The following is a 14,810-nucleotide window of genomic DNA, read 5'->3' on the forward strand; positions in this document are numbered from 1 at the left end:
GCGTCCCCGCACTCCGACACCGCTCCGCCATCCCACGGAATACCCGCTTTTGACGTTGACGTTGAGGTTGCCGGCCAGCGGCCGGCACTACCGCAGGTGCAGGGCTGCAAGCCCTGCCGAAAAACCCTTACCGCACTTGCTCCTGCTTGCGCACGATCGCCATCGCGATCTCCAGCGACTGCTCGTAGTTCAACCGCGGGTCCACCGTCGAACGATACGCACGCTCCAGATCGCGCTCGGTCAACTCGCGCGCGCCACCGGTGCACTCGGTGACATCCTCACCGGTCAGCTCCAGGTGCACGCCACCCAGGCGCGTGCCTGCGGCCGCATGCAGGTCGAACGACATCTCAACCTCGCCGCGCACATTGTCGAAACGACGCGTCTTGAAACCATTGGCAGTGCTCTCGGTATTGCCATGCATCGCATCGCATACCCACAGCACACGGCGACCGTCACGCTTGACCGCATCCAGCAGCGGCGGCAGCTTCTCGGCAATCTGCGCCGCACCCATGCGGTGGATGAAGCTCAGGCGGCCGGGTTCATCATGCGGGTTGAGCACATCAATCAGGCGCAGCAGCTGGTCCGGCGTCACCGACGGGCCGACCTTGATCGCGATCGGGTTGCGCACGCCACGCAGGTATTCCACGTGCGCGCCATCGAGCGCGGCGGTGCGCATGCCGATCCACGGGTAATGCGTGCTCAGGTTCAACCAGCCCTGCTGGCGCGGCACCTGCCGGGTCAACGCCTGCTCGTAGGGCAGCAGCAGCGCTTCGTGCGAGGTGTAGAAATCGATGCGGTTGAGGTTGTGCACGCGGGCCCCGGCCAGGGTCTCCATGAAGTGCACCGCATCGCCGATCGACGCCACCATCTTCTGGTACTCGGCGGCCAGCGGCGAGTGGCTTACCCACTCCAGGTTCCAGTACTCGGGGTGGTGCAGGTCGGCGAAGCCGCCATCGATCAGTGCCCGCACGAAGTTCATCGTCATCGCCGAATGCGCGTGGGCCTGCAGCATCCGCTTCGGATCCGGCAGACGAGCCGCCTCGGTGAACGCCGGTGCATTGATCACATCGCCGCGGTAGCTGGGCAGGGTCACGCCATCGCGGGTCTCGGTATCGGCCGAACGCGGCTTGGCGTACTGGCCGGCAAAGCGCCCAACGCGGATCACCGGCTGGCGCAGGCCGTGCACCAGCACCAGGCTCATCTGCAGCAGCACCTTCAACCGGTTGGAGATGGTGCCCGATTCGCAGTCGCTGAAATTCTCGGCGCAGTCGCCCCCCTGCAACAGGAAGCGCTTGCCCTCCTGCGCCTCGGCCAGCTGCTGCTTCAACGCCAGGATCTCCCACGAGGTGACCAGCGGCGGCAGCCGCTTCAGCTCGTGCAGGGCCGCATCCAGTGCCACCGGGTCCGGGTAGGTCGGCATCTGCAGCGCGGTCTTGCCACGCCAGCTCTCCGGCGACCAGGCAGCGCCAGCGGCGGTCGCGGCAGGATCGGGGACAGGCGAAACGGCGGACAGGCTCATTGCAGACTTCCGGAGGTGGGGGGCGTTCATGGTCGCAGAGCCGACCGCTGTCGCAAAGGGCCGGACGCGGCCTGCACATGGCTGAACGCCGGGGAAAGGGCATCGCGATTGGCCAAAAACCGCATGGCCGCGGCCGCCCGGACAGGCGCATGATTCGCCACGCACTGTTACGAAGTAACACTCCACATTCCCCGACCGGCCCCTTCCACAGCCCATCGCCATGAAGCCTTCCCTGCTCTCTACCGGCATCACCCTCGCCCTGGCTCTGGCCAGCCTGCCCGCCTTCGCCGCAGCTGCCGACGACACCTCCGCGTCGGTCAAGGACCTGGACGCCGTGACCGTCCACGCCCAGCTCGACCAGGCCCGCAACATGCTGTCGCCGGATATCGGCAGCAGCCAGTACCAGATCACCGCCGAGGACATCCAGAAGCAGCCGCTGGGTGCGTCCGCGCCACTCAGCCAGGTGCTGTTGCAGGCACCGGGCGTGGTCCAGGATTCGTACGGCGGCGTGCATGTGCGCGGCGACCACGCCAACCTGCAGTACCGCATCAACGGCGTGCTGCTGCCCGAGTCGATCTCCGGCTTTGGCCAGACCCTGGATGCGCGCACCATCAAGAGCATCCGCCTGATGGACGGGGCACTGCCGGCGCAGTTCGGCGAACGCACCGCTGCGGTGGTCGACATCACTACGCGCAATGGCGCCGAACTTGGCAATGGAGGCAGCGCGGGCCTCACTGCCGGCTCATTTGGCAAGGTCAATCCGAATGCCTCGTGGTGGGGCAACCAGGGCCGCTGGAGCTGGTTCCTGACCGGCAACTACGACCAGAACGAGGTCGGCCTGGAGAATCCCACCAGCTCCCGCAAGCCGCTGCACGACGACACCCACCAGGGCAAGGCCTTCGCCGACCTGACCTATCTGGTCAACGACAACACCCGCCTGAGCGTGTTCGCCGGCTTCGCCAACAACCGCTTCCAGATTCCGGTCAATCCAGGCCAGACGCCGCAGTTCGGCTATCTCGACACCACCACCTTCGACTCCAGCCAGCTGGATGAGACCCAGCGCGAGACCACCCGTTTCGGCATGCTGGTGCTGCAGGGCACGCTGGGCAGCACCGCCTACCAGCTCTCGGCCGGGCAGCGTTACAGCGATGCGGGATTCAACCCGGACGTGGTCGGCGACCTGGTGTTCAGCGGCGTCGCCTCACAGGTCCAGCGCAGCAACCGTGCCAATACCCTGCAGGCCGACTTCTCCACGCCGCTGGGCAACGACCATACGCTGCGCTATGGCCTGTATGGCAACTACGAGAACGCGCGGGCCAGCAACAACAGCTGGGTGTTCCCGGTCGACGACGCCGGCCAGCAGTCCAGCACCACGCCGCTGCTGATTCCCGATCGCAGCGCCTTCCACGCCAGCACGCTGGCACTGTACGTGCAGGACGAATGGAAGATCGGCGACGACTGGACCGTCAACTACGGCCTGCGCGGTGATCGCTACAAGGCCTTTGGGCGCACCGAGGGCCAGCTCAGCCCGCGCGTGGGCGTGGTCTGGAATGCCAGCGACAGCACCACCGTGCACGCCGGCTATTCACGCTACTTCACCCCGCCGGCCAGCGAGCTGATCGCCAGCAGCGATATCGCCCTCTACGACGGCACCACCAACCAGCAGCCCAGTGGCGGCAACACCATTCCGCTGGCCGAACGCAGCGACTACTACGACATCGGCGTCTCACAGCAGCTGGGTGAACACCTCACGCTGGGCCTGGATGCGTACGACCGCCGCGTCGCGCGCCTGCAGGACGAGGGCCAGTTCGGCGCCGCCTACATCTATTCCACGTTCAACTACCGCCGCGGCCACATCCGCGGCCTGGAGTTCAGTGCCGACTACAGCAACGGGCCGTTCAGCGCCTACTTCAATGCCGCCCTGAACAAGGCCATCGGCACCGACGTCATCACCGGGCAGTACAACCTGGATCCGGAGGCCCTGGCCTACGTGGCCGACCACTGGATCCACCTCGACCACGACCAGAAGCTGACCTCGTCGGGTGGCTTCAGTTACGCCTTCGCCGGCCACAACCGGATTGGTGCCAACTATGTGTTCGGCAGCGGCCTGCGCTCTGACATCGAGGGGGTGCCCAATGGCGGCGAGCTGCCGTCGTACCTGCAGGTCAATCTCAGCGCAGGCCACGACTTCAACGCCGACAGCGGCCATCCGCTGCATGTGCAGTTGGCGCTGATCAACGCACTGGATCGCAGCTACCAACTGCGCGATGGCGGCGGCGTCGGCGTGTTCGCCCCGCAATGGGGCCCGCGCCGCGGCGCCTACCTGAGCCTGCAGCAGGACTTCTAAGGACGGACCGTGGTAGTGCCGGCCGCTGGCCGGCACTATCTTGCCTCAGCGCTTGACCTTGCCCAGCGACACCAGCAGCGCCCACAGCGCCAGCAGCACGAACCACACCCCCGACCACATCGGCATGGTCAGGCCCAGGAACGTCCAGTCGATATTGCCGCAGTTGCCGGTACCGGTCAGCACCGTGCGGAACACTTCCAGCGGCCCCATGGTCTCGCGCAGGAAGCTCAGCGGCGGGCCGCAGGTCGCGCCCATCTCCGGCGGCAGCATCTGCACGTAGACGTGGCGCGCGGCGATGCCGACACCCACGGCGGCGGCGATGAAGGCCAGTACGCCATAGGTCGCGCGGCCGGGGCGGTTGGACGGCCCGTGCAGCGCGCCAATCAGGAACAGCAGGCCCAGCGCGGCGAATGCCAGGCGCTGGAAGATGCACAGCGGGCACGGCTCCAGGCCCATCTTCAACTGCAGGAAGATCGCGTAGCCCAGCAGGCCCGCACAGATCAGGAAGCCCAGGAAGAACTGGGCGCGGAAGGGCCAGCGCAGTGGATTCATCGTCAACGCTCGAATGGATCAGGCGCCAAGCGTAACCGAGAGTGCGCGCCATTCGAACCGCCACAGGTGACGCCTGTCGGAACGGTGTGGCTTGCGCGGCTCGCCGTGCAGCGTCCGGCAAGCCCGGAAACGCAAAAGCCCGGCAGAGGCCGGGCTTTCGCTATGTCGCGTTGGAGCGGTCCGATTACTCGGCCACTTCCTCGGCCACGACCGGACGGTCAACCAGCTCGACGTAGGCCATCGGCGCGTTGTCGCCGGCGCGGAAGCCGCACTTCAGCAGGCGCAGGTAGCCGCCCGGACGGTTCGCGTAGCGCGGGCCCAGGATGGTGAACAGGTTGCCCACGGCTTCGTTGTCGCGCAGGCGGGCGAAGGCCAGGCGGCGGTTGGCGACGGAGTCGACCTTGGCCAGGGTGATCAGCGGCTCGGCAACGCGACGCAGTTCCTTGGCCTTCGGCAGGGTGGTCTTGATCAGCTCGTGCTTGAACAGCGAGGCGGCCATGTTCTTGAACATCGCTTCGCGGTGGGCGCTGGTACGGCTGAACTTACGGCCAGACTTCTGGTGACGCATGGTGATATTCCTTGGTTAATGATGAGGCTGTGTGGATCGTTGTCGCCATCCTGGCGTTGCTGCGCGGACTGCGGATGGTCCTGGCCGCCCGTCCTGGACGACCTGCCGCGCGAACCTGGGGTTCGTCGTGGCATGTTGTGTTGCGTTGAAGGCTCCACCGTTGCCGGTGGAGCCTCCAGGCATTACCGATATCAGCCCAGCATGCCGTGGCTGGCGACGCCGGCCGGCGGCCAGTTCTCCAGCTTCATGCCGAGGGACAGGCCGCGCTGAGCCAGCACTTCCTTGATCTCGGTGAGCGACTTCTTGCCCAGGTTCGGGGTCTTCAGCAGCTCCACTTCGGTCTTCTGGATCAGATCGCCGATGTAGTAGATGCTTTCAGCCTTCAGGCAGTTGGCCGAACGCACGGTCAGCTCCAGATCGTCGATCGGGCGCAGCAGCACCGGATCCACGCCGTTGTTGGCCGGCTTGGCCGCACCGCGGTCGCGGTGGGTGAAGTCGCCGAACACCGACAGCTGGTCGCTGAGGATGTCGGCGGCGGTGCGCACGGCTTCCTCGGCGTCGATGGTGCCGTTGGTCTCGATATCGATGACCAGCTTGTCCAGGTCGGTACGCTGTTCGACGCGGGCCGCTTCCACGGCATAGGCGACGCGGCGGACCGGCGAGAACGAGGCATCCAGGACCAGGCGGCCGATGGCACGGGTTTCTTCGTCCGGACGACGACGCGCGGCAGCCGGCTGGTAGCCGAAACCACGTTCGATCTTCAGACGCATGTTCACTGCCGTGTCCTTGGTCAGGTGGCAGATCACGTGGTCGCCGTTCAAGATTTCCACATTGTGGTCAACCTTGATGTCGGCAGCGGTAACAACGCCCGGGCCCTGCTTGGACAGGGACAGGGTGGCGCTGTCGCCGGAGTGCATACGGATGGCCACGTCCTTCAGGTTCAGCAGGACTTCGAGCACGTCCTCCTGCAGACCTTCGACCGTGGTGTACTCATGCAACACGCCGTCGATTTCGACTTCCGTGATGGCGAAGCCCGGGATGGACGACAGCAGCACGCGACGCAGGGCATTGCCCAGCGTATGCCCGTAACCCCGCTCCAAAGGTTCGATAACGACCTTTGCACGGGTGTCGGTAAGGCGTTCGATCTGCGGACCGCGAGGACGCAGAACCTGGTTGGCGGTAACCGTCATGTTGCGGGTTCTCCTAGTGAACCCCCGGCCGTCGCCGGGGGCTCTCCAATGATGAATTACTTCGAATACAGCTCGACGATCAGCGCTTCGTTGATGTCCGCAGGCAGATCCGAACGATCCGGAACAGCCTTGAAGATGCCGGTGAACTTGCCGGAATCCACTTCAACCCACGACGGGCTCAGGTCATGCTGGGCGGCGACGGTCAGGGCTTCCTGGACGCGCAGCTGCTTGGCAGCCTTTTCAGACAGAGCGATGGCGTCGCCAGCCTTGACCTGGTACGAAGCCAGGTTGACCGACTTGCCATTCACGGTGACGCCGCGGTGCGACACCAGCTGACGGGCAGCCGGACGGGTCACGGCGAAGCCCATGCGGTAGACGACGTTGTCCAGGCGGGTTTCCAGCAGCTGCAGCAGGTTCTCGCCGGTGTTGCCCTTCTTGGTCGAGGCCTTCTTGTAGTAGTTGCGGAACTGACGCTCCAGCAGGCCGTAGATACGCTTGACCTTCTGCTTTTCACGCAGCTGGGTGGCGTAGTCGGACAGCTTGCCCTTGCGGGCAGTGGCGCCGTGCTGGCCGGGCTTCTGCTCCAGCTTGCACTTCGAGTCCAGCGCACGCGCCGGGCTCTTCAGGGACAGGTCGGCGCCTTCGCGACGGGCGAGCTTACAGGTAGGACCGATATAACGAGCCATTTCTTATCGCTCCCTTTAGACGCGACGCTTCTTCGGCGGACGGCACCCGTTGTGCGGGATAGGCGTCACGTCGATGATGTTGGTGATCTTGTAGCCGACGTTGTTCAACGAACGCACGGCCGACTCACGGCCCGGACCCGGGCCCTTGATGCGGACTTCCAGCGACTTCACGCCGTAGTCCAGCGCAGCACGACCGGCCTTTTCAGCAGCCACCTGGGCAGCGAACGGGGTCGACTTGCGCGAACCGCGGAAGCCAGCGCCACCGGAGGTCGCCCACGACAGAGCGTTGCCCTGGCGGTCGGTGATGGTGACGATGGTGTTGTTGAACGAAGCGTGGACGTGGGCAACGCCGTCGGTGACGACGCGCTTGATCTTCTTCTTGGTCTTAGCAGCGGGCTTAGCCATTTCTCAGTCCCTTACTTCTTGATCGCCTTGCGCGGACCCTTGCGGGTGCGGGCGTTGGTACGGGTGCGCTGGCCACGCAGCGGGAGGCCACGACGGTGACGCAGGCCGCGGTAGCAGCCCAGGTCCATCAGGCGCTTGATCGCGATACCGATTTCACGGCGCAGATCGCCTTCCACGATGTACTTGCCGACTTCGGCGCGCAGGCGCTCGATTTCCGGCTCCGACAAATCGCGGATCTTGGTGGTCGAAGCAACGCCTGCGACTTCGCAGACCTTCTTCGAACGGGTACGGCCGATGCCGTAAATGCTTTGCAACCCGACCCAGACGTGCTTCTGGGCTGGCAGGTTGACGCCTGCAATACGCGCCATGACGCGGTTCTCCAGCTGAGTGATGGCCGACAGCGCGCCTCGGGCACGCCAATCCGGCAGGATGGATCAAAAAAGTGAACTAGCGATACTAACAAGGTTCCGGTTTACATGGAAGCCCGTGAAACCATTGGTTTCATGAACCCGGCCTGGGGAGTGTGCCCAGGCTCCGGCGCCGGATGGGGTTGGACCTGGGGTTTCCCCCGGGGCCGCCCGCGCTACTCCAGCGCGGGACCACCTCATCACACCCCCACCCGGAACCGCTGCGGGGGCCGCCCTTCGTTTGTGTGGCCGGAGTCCGCGAAGCGGAGGGACCATCACGTCAGGAAGACGAAAGTATAACAGGCCAATCAGCCGCGGGCAAAACCGCCGCGGTTGCCGCCCTTCAGGTTGGCCTTCTTCAGCAGGCTCTCGTACTGGTGCGACATCAGGTGCGCCTGCACCTGGGCGATGAAGTCCATCACCACCACCACCACGATCAGCAGCGAAGTACCGCCGAAGTAGAACGAGGCGTTCAGCTGCGTGCGCATCAGTTCCGGCAGCAGGCAGACGATCACCAGGTACGCCGAGCCGGCTGCGGTCAGGCGGGTCAGCACGCCGTCGATATAGTCGGCGGTGGCCTTGCCCGGACGGATGCCCGGAATCAGCGCGCCCGACTTCTTCAGGTTGTCGGCGGTTTCCTGCGAGTTGAACACCAGCGCGGTATAGAAGAACGCGAAACCGGTGATCAGCGCGGCGAACACGATCATGTGCAGCGGCTCGCCCGGGCCCAGGGCATTGGCGACCTTCTGCAGGACCTGGCCGAAGCTGCTCTGGTTGGCGGCCTGACCGGACCACATGGCCAGGGTGGCCGGGAAGGCCAGCAGGCTCGAGGCGAAGATCGCCGGGATGACGCCGGCCATGTTGAGCTTCAGCGGCAGGAACGAGGTCTGGTTCATGTACGCGTTGCGACCGCCCTGGCGGCGCGCGTAGTTGACCGTGATCCGGCGCTGGCCACGCTCGACGAACACCACGAAGAAGGTGAAGGCGAGCACGACAATGGCGATCAGCAGCAGCTGGATGAACTGGATGTTGCCGTCGCGGTAGGCGTCGAAGGTGTGGATGACCGCACCCGGCAGGCCGGCGACGATACCGGCGAAGATGATCAGCGACACGCCGTTGCCGATGCCGCGCTCGGTGACCTGCTCACCAACCCACATCAGGAACATGGTGCCGGCGGTCAGCGCGACCACGGCGGTGAGCACGAAGCCCATGCCCGGTGCATAAACGACCGGAGCGCCCGACGGCGAGACCTGGCCCTGCAGGGCCAGCGCGATCGAGCCGCCCTGCACCACTGCCAGCAGCACGGCGCCGATGCGCGAATACTGGGTGATCTTGCGGCGACCGGACTCACCTTCCTTCTGCATCGCCTTCAGGGCGGGGAAGATGTGCACGGCCAGCTGCATCACGATCGATGCCGAGATGTACGGCATCACGTTCAGCGCAAAGATGCTGAAACGGTGCAGGGCGCCGCCCGAGAACATGTTGAACATGTCCACGATGCCGCCGCCCTGCTGTTGCATCATGGCAAGCATGGCATCGGGATTGACGCCCGGCACCGGCACGTAGCAGCCGATGCGATAGACGATCAAAGCCCCGACGACGAACAGCAAACGTTGGCGAAGTTCAGTGAACTTGCCCATTCCGCCCGCGAGGTTACCGATGCCAGCTTGCGCCATGATTTTCTTACTCCGTTACGCTGCCGCCGGCAGCTTCGATCGCGGCCTTGGCACCAGCCGTGGCAGCAATACCCTTCAGGGTGAACGCCTTGGTCACTTCGCCCTTGACGACGACCTTGGCCTTCTTTGCGGTGCTCGGGACCAGCTTGGCAGCACGCAGGGCGGCGAAGTCGATCTCACCGGCCGGCAGCTTGTCCAGCGCGTACAGCAGCACTTCAGCGGTGTCCTTGGCGATCGGCGAACGGAAGCCGATCTTCGGCAGACGACGCTGCATGGGGGTCTGGCCGCCTTCGAAGCCAGCCTTGATCTTGCCGCCACCCTTACGGGCGAACGAACCCTTGTGGCCGCGGCCGGCAGTCTTGCCCAGGCCCGAGCCGATACCGCGACCGACGCGGGTGCGCTCGGTGCGGGCGCCCGGTGCCGGGCTCAGTTCATTGAGACGCAGAGTCATGATCGATTACTCCTCAACCTTGACGAGGTAGTGAACGGTGTTGATCAGACCGCGAACCTGCGGGCTGTCCTTCAGTTCACGCACATCGTTGAGCTTGTTCAGGCCCAGCGCACGCACCGACAGGCGGTGACGCGACTGGGTACCACGCAGGCCGCGCACCAGGCGCACCTTCACAGTCTTGTTGGACTCATTAGCCATGGTTGAGTTCCTCCACCTTCTTGCCGCGCTTGGCCGCGATGCGAGCCGGCGACTGCGCTGCAGTCAGGCCCTTCACGGTGGCACGCACCAGGTTGATCGGGTTGCGCGAACCGGTGGCCTTGGCCAGCACGTTCTTCACGCCAACCGCTTCCAGCACGGCGCGCATGGCACCGCCGGCGATGACGCCGGTACCTTCCGAAGCCGGCTGCATGAACACGCGGGCTGCGCCGTGACCATCCTTGATGGTGTGCCACAGGGTGCCGTTGTTCAGGTCAACGCTGACCAGGTTCTTGCGGGCCTGCTCCATCGACTTCTGGATGGCGACCGGCACTTCGCGCGCCTTGCCATAGCCGAAACCGACCTTGCCTTCGCCGTCGCCGACCACGGTCAGGGCGGTGAAGGTGAACTGGCGGCCACCCTTGACGGTCTTGCTGACGCGGTTGACCGCGACCAGCTTTTCGATCATGCCGTCGTCGATCTTCTCTTCGCGGTTACGGTCGCGATCGCGACCCCGCTGCTGACGCTCTTCTGCCATGTTGATTCCTTGGTAGTTTGGGTATGTACGGCTCGAGGCCGCTTATGGTTGTGAAGTGACGCGTCGTTCCGGTGGGCCACTGCAGAAGAGCGGCGCCGTCCAGCCTCGCTCAGGCTGGCGAGCAGGCGGGCAGGAGGCCATCGACCCCCTGCCCTGATCCCTTAGAACTGCAGGCCGGCTTCGCGGGCCGCTTCTGCCAGGGCCTTGATGCGGCCGTGGTAGCGGTAGCCCGAACGATCGAAGGCAACCTTCTCGACGCCGGCGGCCTTGGCGCGCTCAGCGACGATGCGGCCAACCTTGGCAGCGGCATCGGCGTTCTTGCCGTTCTTCAGGCCTTCCATGACGTCGGTCTGGGTGGTGTTGGCGGCAGCCAGCACCTTGGAACCGTCGGCGGTGAAGACCTGGGCGTACAGGTGCTGGCCGGTGCGCAGCACCGACAGGCGGGCGACGCCGAGCTCACGGATGTGGGCGCGGGTCGACTTGGCGCGACGCAGGCGGGCGATGTTCTTGTTCATTTTGATTATTCCTTGAAAGCTGAAGGTTGGGCTTTTCCCTGAGGAGTCCGCACAAGGATGTGCGGGCTCTTGCGAGGGACTCGCGCTTACGCCTTCTTGGCTTCCTTACGGATGATGACTTCGTCGGAGTACTTCACGCCCTTGCCCTTGTACGGTTCCGGCTTGCGGAACGCACGGATCTTGGCGGCGACTTCACCGACGACCTGCTTGTCAGCGCCCTGGACCAGGATCTCGGTCTGGGTCGGGGTGGTGATGGTGATGCCTTCCGGCGCCACGAACACGACCGGGTGCGAGAAACCGAGCGACAGGCTCAGATCCTTGCCCTGCATGGCAGCACGGTAACCCACGCCGACCAGCTCCAGCTTGCGCTCGAAGCCTTCGGACACGCCCTTGACCATGTTGGCCAGGATCGCGCGGACGGTACCGGTCAGCGCGACCAGGTCGACGTTCTCGGTGCTCAGGGTGGCAACGCCGTTGTCGACGTTGATGGCAATGCCAGCCGGCTTCGGCAGCGACAGGGTGCCCTTCGGGCCCTTGACGGTGACCGATTCGGCCTGGACGTTCAGTTCAACCTTACCCAGGGTGACGGGCTTCTTGGCTACGCGGGACATAGTTCTACTCCTTTCGCCTTAGGCCACGAAGCACAGGACTTCGCCGCCGACGCCCAGCTGGCGCGCCTGCGCATCAGTCATGATGCCCTTGGAGGTGGAAATGATGGAGATACCCAGGCCGTTCATGACCTTCGGCAGCTCGCTCTTGCCGCGGTACTGGCGCAGGCCCGAACGCGAGAAGCGCTTCAGGGTCGCGATGACCGGCTTGCCTTCGAAATACTTCAGCACGATTTCCAGCTCGGACTTGTTGTTTTCCAGCTGGGTCACGCGCAGGTCGGTGATGTAACCCTCGTCCTTCAGGACCTGGGCGATCGCAACCTTGATCTTGGACGACGGGGCTTTCACCGTCTGCTTGCCAACCGCAGCCGCATTCTTGATGCGGACCAGCAGGTCGGCGATGGGATCAGTCATGCTCATATGAGTACCTTTGAGTGCACCGATATCCGCTTTCGCGAAAATCTGTTGTCTCCTGGAAACGGGCCAGGTCCCTTGATGCAGCGGGCCAGAGACCCGCTCCTGCAACCCCGTTTGCACAGGGCAAGACGCGGGATTATACGCCAAAAGAGCCCGGCTTGCGCCGGGCTCTTCGGTTTTTTTGCTCAGGGAAGGCTGAACGCCTCCCCTGCCCCGGTTCAGGAACCCCCGAGGGGGCTCCTGATCGCAGGGCCGACTGGGATTACCAGCTGGCCTTGCGCAGACCCGGGACGTCGCCGCGCATGGTGGCTTCGCGCAGCTTGTTGCGGCCGAGGCCGAACTTGCTGTACACGCCACGCGGACGGCCCGACAGCTCGCAACGGTTGCGCTGGCGGCTCGGCGACGAATCGCGCGGCAGCTTGGCCAGCTTGGTTGCGGCGTCGATCTTCTCTTCGTAGGTCGCGTCCACGGAGGACACGATCTTCTTCAGAGCGGCACGCTTTTCAGCGTACTTCTTTGCCAGCTTTTCCCGCTTGATGTCGCGGTTGACCATGGAGGTCTTTGCCATTTCGGTTTCCTCGACGGATCAGTTACGGAACGGGAACTTGAACGCTGCCAGCAGCGCCTTCGCTTCCGCGTCGGTCTTCGCAGTGGTGGTGATGGCGATATCCATACCGCGGATCGCGTCGACGGCGTCGAAGTCGATTTCCGGGAAGATGATCTGCTCCTTCACACCCATGTTGAAGTTTCCGCGGCCGTCGAAGGAACGACCGGAAACACCACGGAAGTCGCGCACGCGCGGCAGCGAGATGTTGATCAGGCGATCCAGGAACTCGTACATCTTGTGGCGACGCAGCGTGGTCTTGCAGCCGATCGGCCAACCATCGCGGATCTTGAACGACGCAACCGACACACGCGACTTGGTGACAACCGGCTTCTGGCCGGAAATCTTGGTCATGTCGCCGACGGCGTTTTCCAGGATCTTCTTGTTGGTGGCCGCTTCGCCGACACCCATGTTCAGGGTGACCTTGACCAGCTTCGGCACTTCCATCGGATTGGTGTAACCGAACTGCTTCATCAGCGCCGGCACCACTTCGTCCTTGTAGAACTTTTCGAGACGGGAACTCATCTTCTCATTCCTCAGGCGTCGAGCGCCTCACCGCTGGAGCGGAACACACGCAGTTTGCGTCCATCCTCCAGCACCTTGAAGCCAACGCGTTCGCCCTTGCCCGAAGCCGGGTTCAGAACATTCACGTTGGAGATATGGATCGAAGCTTCGCGCTCGACCACGCCGCCGGCAACACCTGCCTGCGGGTTCGGCTTGGTGTGGCGCTTGACGATGTTCACGTTGGCGACGACCACACGGTCGCCGTCGACGCGGACGACTTCGCCCTGCTTGCCCTTGTCCTTGCCAGCGTTGACGACAACCTGGTCGCCCTTCTTGATACGGTTAGCCATGATTATCTCCTGTCGCTCACAGCACTTCGGGAGCGAGCGAGACGATCTTCATGAACTTCTCCGAACGAAGTTCACGGGTCACCGGCCCGAAGATACGGGTACCGATCGGCTCCTGCTTGCTGTTCAGCAGAACGGCAGCGTTGCCGTCGAAGCGGATCAGCGAGCCATCGGCGCGACGCACACCCTTGCGGGTACGCACCACGACGGCGTCATACACTTCACCCTTCTTGACCTTGCCGCGCGGAATCGCATCCTTCACGGTGACCTTGATGATGTCGCCGATGCCGGCGTAACGGCGCTTGGAACCACCCAGCACCTTGAAGCACATCACCTGCTTGGCACCCGAATTGTCCGCGACGTCAAGGTAGCTCTGCATCTGGATCATGATTCAGACTCCTTATTCAGCCGCACGCGTGATGACTTCCACCACGCGCCAGTTCTTGGTCTTGGACATCGGAGCAATCTCGGTCACGCGGACGACATCGCCTTCCTTGCAGGCGTTGTCGGCATCGTGGGCGTGCAGCTTCGTCGAGCGCTTGATGTACTTGCCGTACAGCGCGTGCTTGACCTGACGCTCAACCAGGACGGTAACCGTCTTGTCCATCTTGTTGCTGACGACACGGCCTTCGACCGTGCGCAGCGTCTTCTTTTCAGTATTGTCGCTCATAGCGGCCATCCTTACTTCGTGCTGCCGAGCAGGGTCTTGACGCGAGCAATCTCGCGACGGACCCGGCGAATGTCGTGGGTCTTCGGCAGCTGGCCGGTGACCTGCTGCATACGGACAGAGAACTGTTCCTTACGCAGGTCGATCAGGTGGGCCTTGAGTTCGTCAGCCGACTTTTCACGGAGAGTTTTGATATCCATCAGCGCACCGTACGGGTCACGAAAGTGGTGGTGACCGAGAGCTTGGCGGCGGCCAGGCGGAACGCCTCGCGAGCCACTTCCTCGGAAACACCCTCGATTTCATAGATCATGCGGCCGGGCTGGATCTGGGCCACCCAGTATTCCACGTTACCCTTACCAGAACCCATTCGGACTTCGATGGGCTTCTTGGTGATGGGCTTGTCGGGGAACACGCGGATCCACATCTTGCCGCCGCGCTTGACGTAGCGGCTGATCGAGCGGCGGGCCGCTTCGATCTGACGCGCGGTCAGCTGACCGTGTGCGGTTGCCTTCAGGCCGTACTCGCCGAAGCTGACAGCGTTGGCGCTCCAGCTCAGGCCATCGTTACGGCCCTTGTGTACCTTGCGGTACTTGGTTCGCTTGGGTTGCAACATT

The 14,810-nt window shown here is 63.9% G+C and carries 22 protein-coding genes; 1 reads left to right on the top strand and 21 read right to left on the bottom strand.

Annotated elements, in window-relative coordinates; all coding sequences use genetic code 11:
• Nucleotides 1–127: 127 nt before the first annotated feature.
• Nucleotides 128–1,519 carry a 3-deoxy-7-phosphoheptulonate synthase class II gene (locus SSKA14_RS20510; RefSeq protein WP_008265113.1) on the bottom strand — a complete coding sequence of 464 codons (1,392 nt, stop codon included), beginning with the start codon at nucleotides 1,517–1,519 and terminating at the stop codon, nucleotides 128–130.
• Between the two features lie 220 nt (nucleotides 1,520–1,739).
• Between SSKA14_RS20510 and SSKA14_RS20515 the strand changes: the two genes are divergently transcribed.
• Complete coding sequence (locus tag SSKA14_RS20515; RefSeq protein WP_008267842.1) at nucleotides 1,740–3,866, top strand: TonB-dependent receptor; 2,127 nt, start codon at nucleotides 1,740–1,742, stop codon at nucleotides 3,864–3,866.
• Between the two features lie 45 nt (nucleotides 3,867–3,911).
• Here SSKA14_RS20515 and SSKA14_RS20520 read toward each other — a convergent pair whose 3' ends face one another.
• From SSKA14_RS20520 to rplP, 20 genes are all read right to left on the bottom strand, one after another.
• Nucleotides 3,912–4,418, bottom strand: a complete 507-nt coding sequence (locus tag SSKA14_RS20520) for a disulfide bond formation protein B (protein ID WP_008267531.1) — start codon at nucleotides 4,416–4,418, stop codon at nucleotides 3,912–3,914.
• A gap of 184 nt (nucleotides 4,419–4,602) precedes the next feature.
• The gene (gene rplQ / locus SSKA14_RS20525) at nucleotides 4,603–4,986 is read right to left on the bottom strand and encodes a 50S ribosomal protein L17 (RefSeq protein WP_005408217.1); all 384 of its coding nucleotides are present in this window, start codon (nucleotides 4,984–4,986) and stop codon (nucleotides 4,603–4,605) included.
• A gap of 191 nt (nucleotides 4,987–5,177) precedes the next feature.
• Nucleotides 5,178–6,176: a DNA-directed RNA polymerase subunit alpha gene (gene rpoA, locus SSKA14_RS20530; RefSeq protein WP_004145453.1), complete on the bottom strand. Its 999-nt coding sequence runs from the start codon at nucleotides 6,174–6,176 to the stop codon at nucleotides 5,178–5,180.
• Between the two features lie 56 nt (nucleotides 6,177–6,232).
• Nucleotides 6,233–6,862 (bottom strand): 30S ribosomal protein S4, encoded by a 630-nt coding sequence (rpsD, locus tag SSKA14_RS20535; RefSeq protein WP_004145446.1) that lies wholly within the window; start codon nucleotides 6,860–6,862, stop codon nucleotides 6,233–6,235.
• Between the two features lie 15 nt (nucleotides 6,863–6,877).
• Nucleotides 6,878–7,267 (bottom strand): 30S ribosomal protein S11, encoded by a 390-nt coding sequence (gene rpsK / locus SSKA14_RS20540; protein ID WP_004145443.1) that lies wholly within the window; start codon nucleotides 7,265–7,267, stop codon nucleotides 6,878–6,880.
• A gap of 11 nt (nucleotides 7,268–7,278) precedes the next feature.
• Entirely contained in the window at nucleotides 7,279–7,635 is a 357-nt protein-coding gene (rpsM, locus tag SSKA14_RS20545) for a 30S ribosomal protein S13 (protein WP_004154500.1), read from the bottom strand.
• A gap of 347 nt (nucleotides 7,636–7,982) precedes the next feature.
• Entirely contained in the window at nucleotides 7,983–9,350 is a 1,368-nt protein-coding gene (secY, locus tag SSKA14_RS20550; RefSeq protein WP_005415420.1) for a preprotein translocase subunit SecY, read from the bottom strand.
• 7 nt (nucleotides 9,351–9,357) lie between these two features.
• Nucleotides 9,358–9,801: a 50S ribosomal protein L15 gene (gene rplO / locus SSKA14_RS20555; RefSeq protein WP_004154498.1), complete on the bottom strand. Its 444-nt coding sequence runs from the start codon at nucleotides 9,799–9,801 to the stop codon at nucleotides 9,358–9,360.
• A 6-nt stretch (nucleotides 9,802–9,807) separates the two neighbouring features.
• Nucleotides 9,808–9,999 carry a 50S ribosomal protein L30 gene (gene rpmD / locus SSKA14_RS20560; protein WP_004154497.1) on the bottom strand — a complete coding sequence of 64 codons (192 nt, stop codon included), beginning with the start codon at nucleotides 9,997–9,999 and terminating at the stop codon, nucleotides 9,808–9,810.
• Complete coding sequence (gene rpsE / locus SSKA14_RS20565; RefSeq protein WP_005415419.1) at nucleotides 9,992–10,534, bottom strand: 30S ribosomal protein S5; 543 nt, start codon at nucleotides 10,532–10,534, stop codon at nucleotides 9,992–9,994. The genes rpmD and rpsE overlap by 8 nt, the downstream gene beginning before the upstream one ends.
• Nucleotides 10,535–10,695: 161 nt before the next feature.
• Nucleotides 10,696–11,055 (bottom strand): 50S ribosomal protein L18, encoded by a 360-nt coding sequence (gene rplR / locus SSKA14_RS20570; RefSeq protein WP_024957318.1) that lies wholly within the window; start codon nucleotides 11,053–11,055, stop codon nucleotides 10,696–10,698.
• Between the two features lie 80 nt (nucleotides 11,056–11,135).
• Entirely contained in the window at nucleotides 11,136–11,660 is a 525-nt protein-coding gene (gene rplF / locus SSKA14_RS20575; RefSeq protein WP_008266090.1) for a 50S ribosomal protein L6, read from the bottom strand.
• A gap of 18 nt (nucleotides 11,661–11,678) precedes the next feature.
• Nucleotides 11,679–12,077, bottom strand: coding sequence for a 30S ribosomal protein S8 (rpsH, locus tag SSKA14_RS20580; RefSeq protein WP_005408210.1), 399 nt, complete (start codon nucleotides 12,075–12,077; stop codon nucleotides 11,679–11,681).
• A 259-nt stretch (nucleotides 12,078–12,336) separates the two neighbouring features.
• Nucleotides 12,337–12,642, bottom strand: coding sequence for a 30S ribosomal protein S14 (gene rpsN / locus SSKA14_RS20585; protein WP_005408209.1), 306 nt, complete (start codon nucleotides 12,640–12,642; stop codon nucleotides 12,337–12,339).
• An 18-nt stretch (nucleotides 12,643–12,660) separates the two neighbouring features.
• Complete coding sequence (rplE, locus tag SSKA14_RS20590; RefSeq protein ID WP_004154491.1) at nucleotides 12,661–13,203, bottom strand: 50S ribosomal protein L5; 543 nt, start codon at nucleotides 13,201–13,203, stop codon at nucleotides 12,661–12,663.
• Nucleotides 13,204–13,214: 11 nt separating this feature from the next.
• A complete protein-coding gene (gene rplX, locus SSKA14_RS20595; protein ID WP_004154490.1) occupies nucleotides 13,215–13,532 on the bottom strand; it encodes a 50S ribosomal protein L24 in 318 nt (105 codons plus the stop codon).
• Between the two features lie 16 nt (nucleotides 13,533–13,548).
• Entirely contained in the window at nucleotides 13,549–13,917 is a 369-nt protein-coding gene (gene rplN / locus SSKA14_RS20600) for a 50S ribosomal protein L14 (RefSeq protein ID WP_004145357.1), read from the bottom strand.
• A 12-nt stretch (nucleotides 13,918–13,929) separates the two neighbouring features.
• On the bottom strand, nucleotides 13,930–14,199 hold the full coding sequence (gene rpsQ / locus SSKA14_RS20605) for a 30S ribosomal protein S17 (protein WP_004154489.1): 270 nt from the start codon (nucleotides 14,197–14,199) through the stop codon (nucleotides 13,930–13,932).
• Nucleotides 14,200–14,210: 11 nt separating this feature from the next.
• A complete protein-coding gene (gene rpmC, locus SSKA14_RS20610; protein WP_004154487.1) occupies nucleotides 14,211–14,396 on the bottom strand; it encodes a 50S ribosomal protein L29 in 186 nt (61 codons plus the stop codon).
• Complete coding sequence (gene rplP / locus SSKA14_RS20615) at nucleotides 14,396–14,809, bottom strand: 50S ribosomal protein L16 (protein WP_004154486.1); 414 nt, start codon at nucleotides 14,807–14,809, stop codon at nucleotides 14,396–14,398. Before rplP ends, rpmC begins: the two co-directional genes overlap by 1 nt.
• Nucleotide 14,810 lies beyond the last annotated feature (1 nt).

Source organism: Stenotrophomonas sp. SKA14 (assembly GCF_000158575.1).
GTDB lineage: Bacteria > Pseudomonadota > Gammaproteobacteria > Xanthomonadales > Xanthomonadaceae > Stenotrophomonas > Stenotrophomonas forensis.

Coding starts and splice junctions, on each gene's coding strand:
- SSKA14_RS20510 (WP_008265113.1), bottom strand. CDS start 1,519: ATGAGCCTGTCCGCCGTTTCGCCTGTCCCCGATCCTGCCGCGACCGCC.
- SSKA14_RS20515 (WP_008267842.1), top strand. CDS start 1,740: ATGAAGCCTTCCCTGCTCTCTACCGGCATCACCCTCGCCCTGGCTCTG.
- SSKA14_RS20520 (WP_008267531.1), bottom strand. CDS start 4,418: ATGAATCCACTGCGCTGGCCCTTCCGCGCCCAGTTCTTCCTGGGCTTC.
- rplQ (WP_005408217.1), bottom strand. CDS start 4,986: ATGCGTCACCAGAAGTCTGGCCGTAAGTTCAGCCGTACCAGCGCCCAC.
- rpoA (WP_004145453.1), bottom strand. CDS start 6,176: ATGACGGTTACCGCCAACCAGGTTCTGCGTCCTCGCGGTCCGCAGATC.
- rpsD (WP_004145446.1), bottom strand. CDS start 6,862: ATGGCTCGTTATATCGGTCCTACCTGTAAGCTCGCCCGTCGCGAAGGC.
- rpsK (WP_004145443.1), bottom strand. CDS start 7,267: ATGGCTAAGCCCGCTGCTAAGACCAAGAAGAAGATCAAGCGCGTCGTC.
- rpsM (WP_004154500.1), bottom strand. CDS start 7,635: ATGGCGCGTATTGCAGGCGTCAACCTGCCAGCCCAGAAGCACGTCTGG.
- secY (WP_005415420.1), bottom strand. CDS start 9,350: ATGGCGCAAGCTGGCATCGGTAACCTCGCGGGCGGAATGGGCAAGTTC.
- rplO (WP_004154498.1), bottom strand. CDS start 9,801: ATGACTCTGCGTCTCAATGAACTGAGCCCGGCACCGGGCGCCCGCACC.
- rpmD (WP_004154497.1), bottom strand. CDS start 9,999: ATGGCTAATGAGTCCAACAAGACTGTGAAGGTGCGCCTGGTGCGCGGC.
- rpsE (WP_005415419.1), bottom strand. CDS start 10,534: ATGGCAGAAGAGCGTCAGCAGCGGGGTCGCGATCGCGACCGTAACCGC.
- rplF (WP_008266090.1), bottom strand. CDS start 11,660: ATGTCCCGCGTAGCCAAGAAGCCCGTCACCCTGGGTAAGGTTGAACTG.
- rpsH (WP_005408210.1), bottom strand. CDS start 12,077: ATGAGCATGACTGATCCCATCGCCGACCTGCTGGTCCGCATCAAGAAT.
- rpsN (WP_005408209.1), bottom strand. CDS start 12,642: ATGGCAAAGACCTCCATGGTCAACCGCGACATCAAGCGGGAAAAGCTG.
- rplE (WP_004154491.1), bottom strand. CDS start 13,203: ATGAGTTCCCGTCTCGAAAAGTTCTACAAGGACGAAGTGGTGCCGGCG.
- rplX (WP_004154490.1), bottom strand. CDS start 13,532: ATGGCTAACCGTATCAAGAAGGGCGACCAGGTTGTCGTCAACGCTGGC.
- rplN (WP_004145357.1), bottom strand. CDS start 13,917: ATGATCCAGATGCAGAGCTACCTTGACGTCGCGGACAATTCGGGTGCC.
- rpsQ (WP_004154489.1), bottom strand. CDS start 14,199: ATGAGCGACAATACTGAAAAGAAGACGCTGCGCACGGTCGAAGGCCGT.
- rpmC (WP_004154487.1), bottom strand. CDS start 14,396: ATGGATATCAAAACTCTCCGTGAAAAGTCGGCTGACGAACTCAAGGCC.
- rplP (WP_004154486.1), bottom strand. CDS start 14,809: ATGTTGCAACCCAAGCGAACCAAGTACCGCAAGGTACACAAGGGCCGT.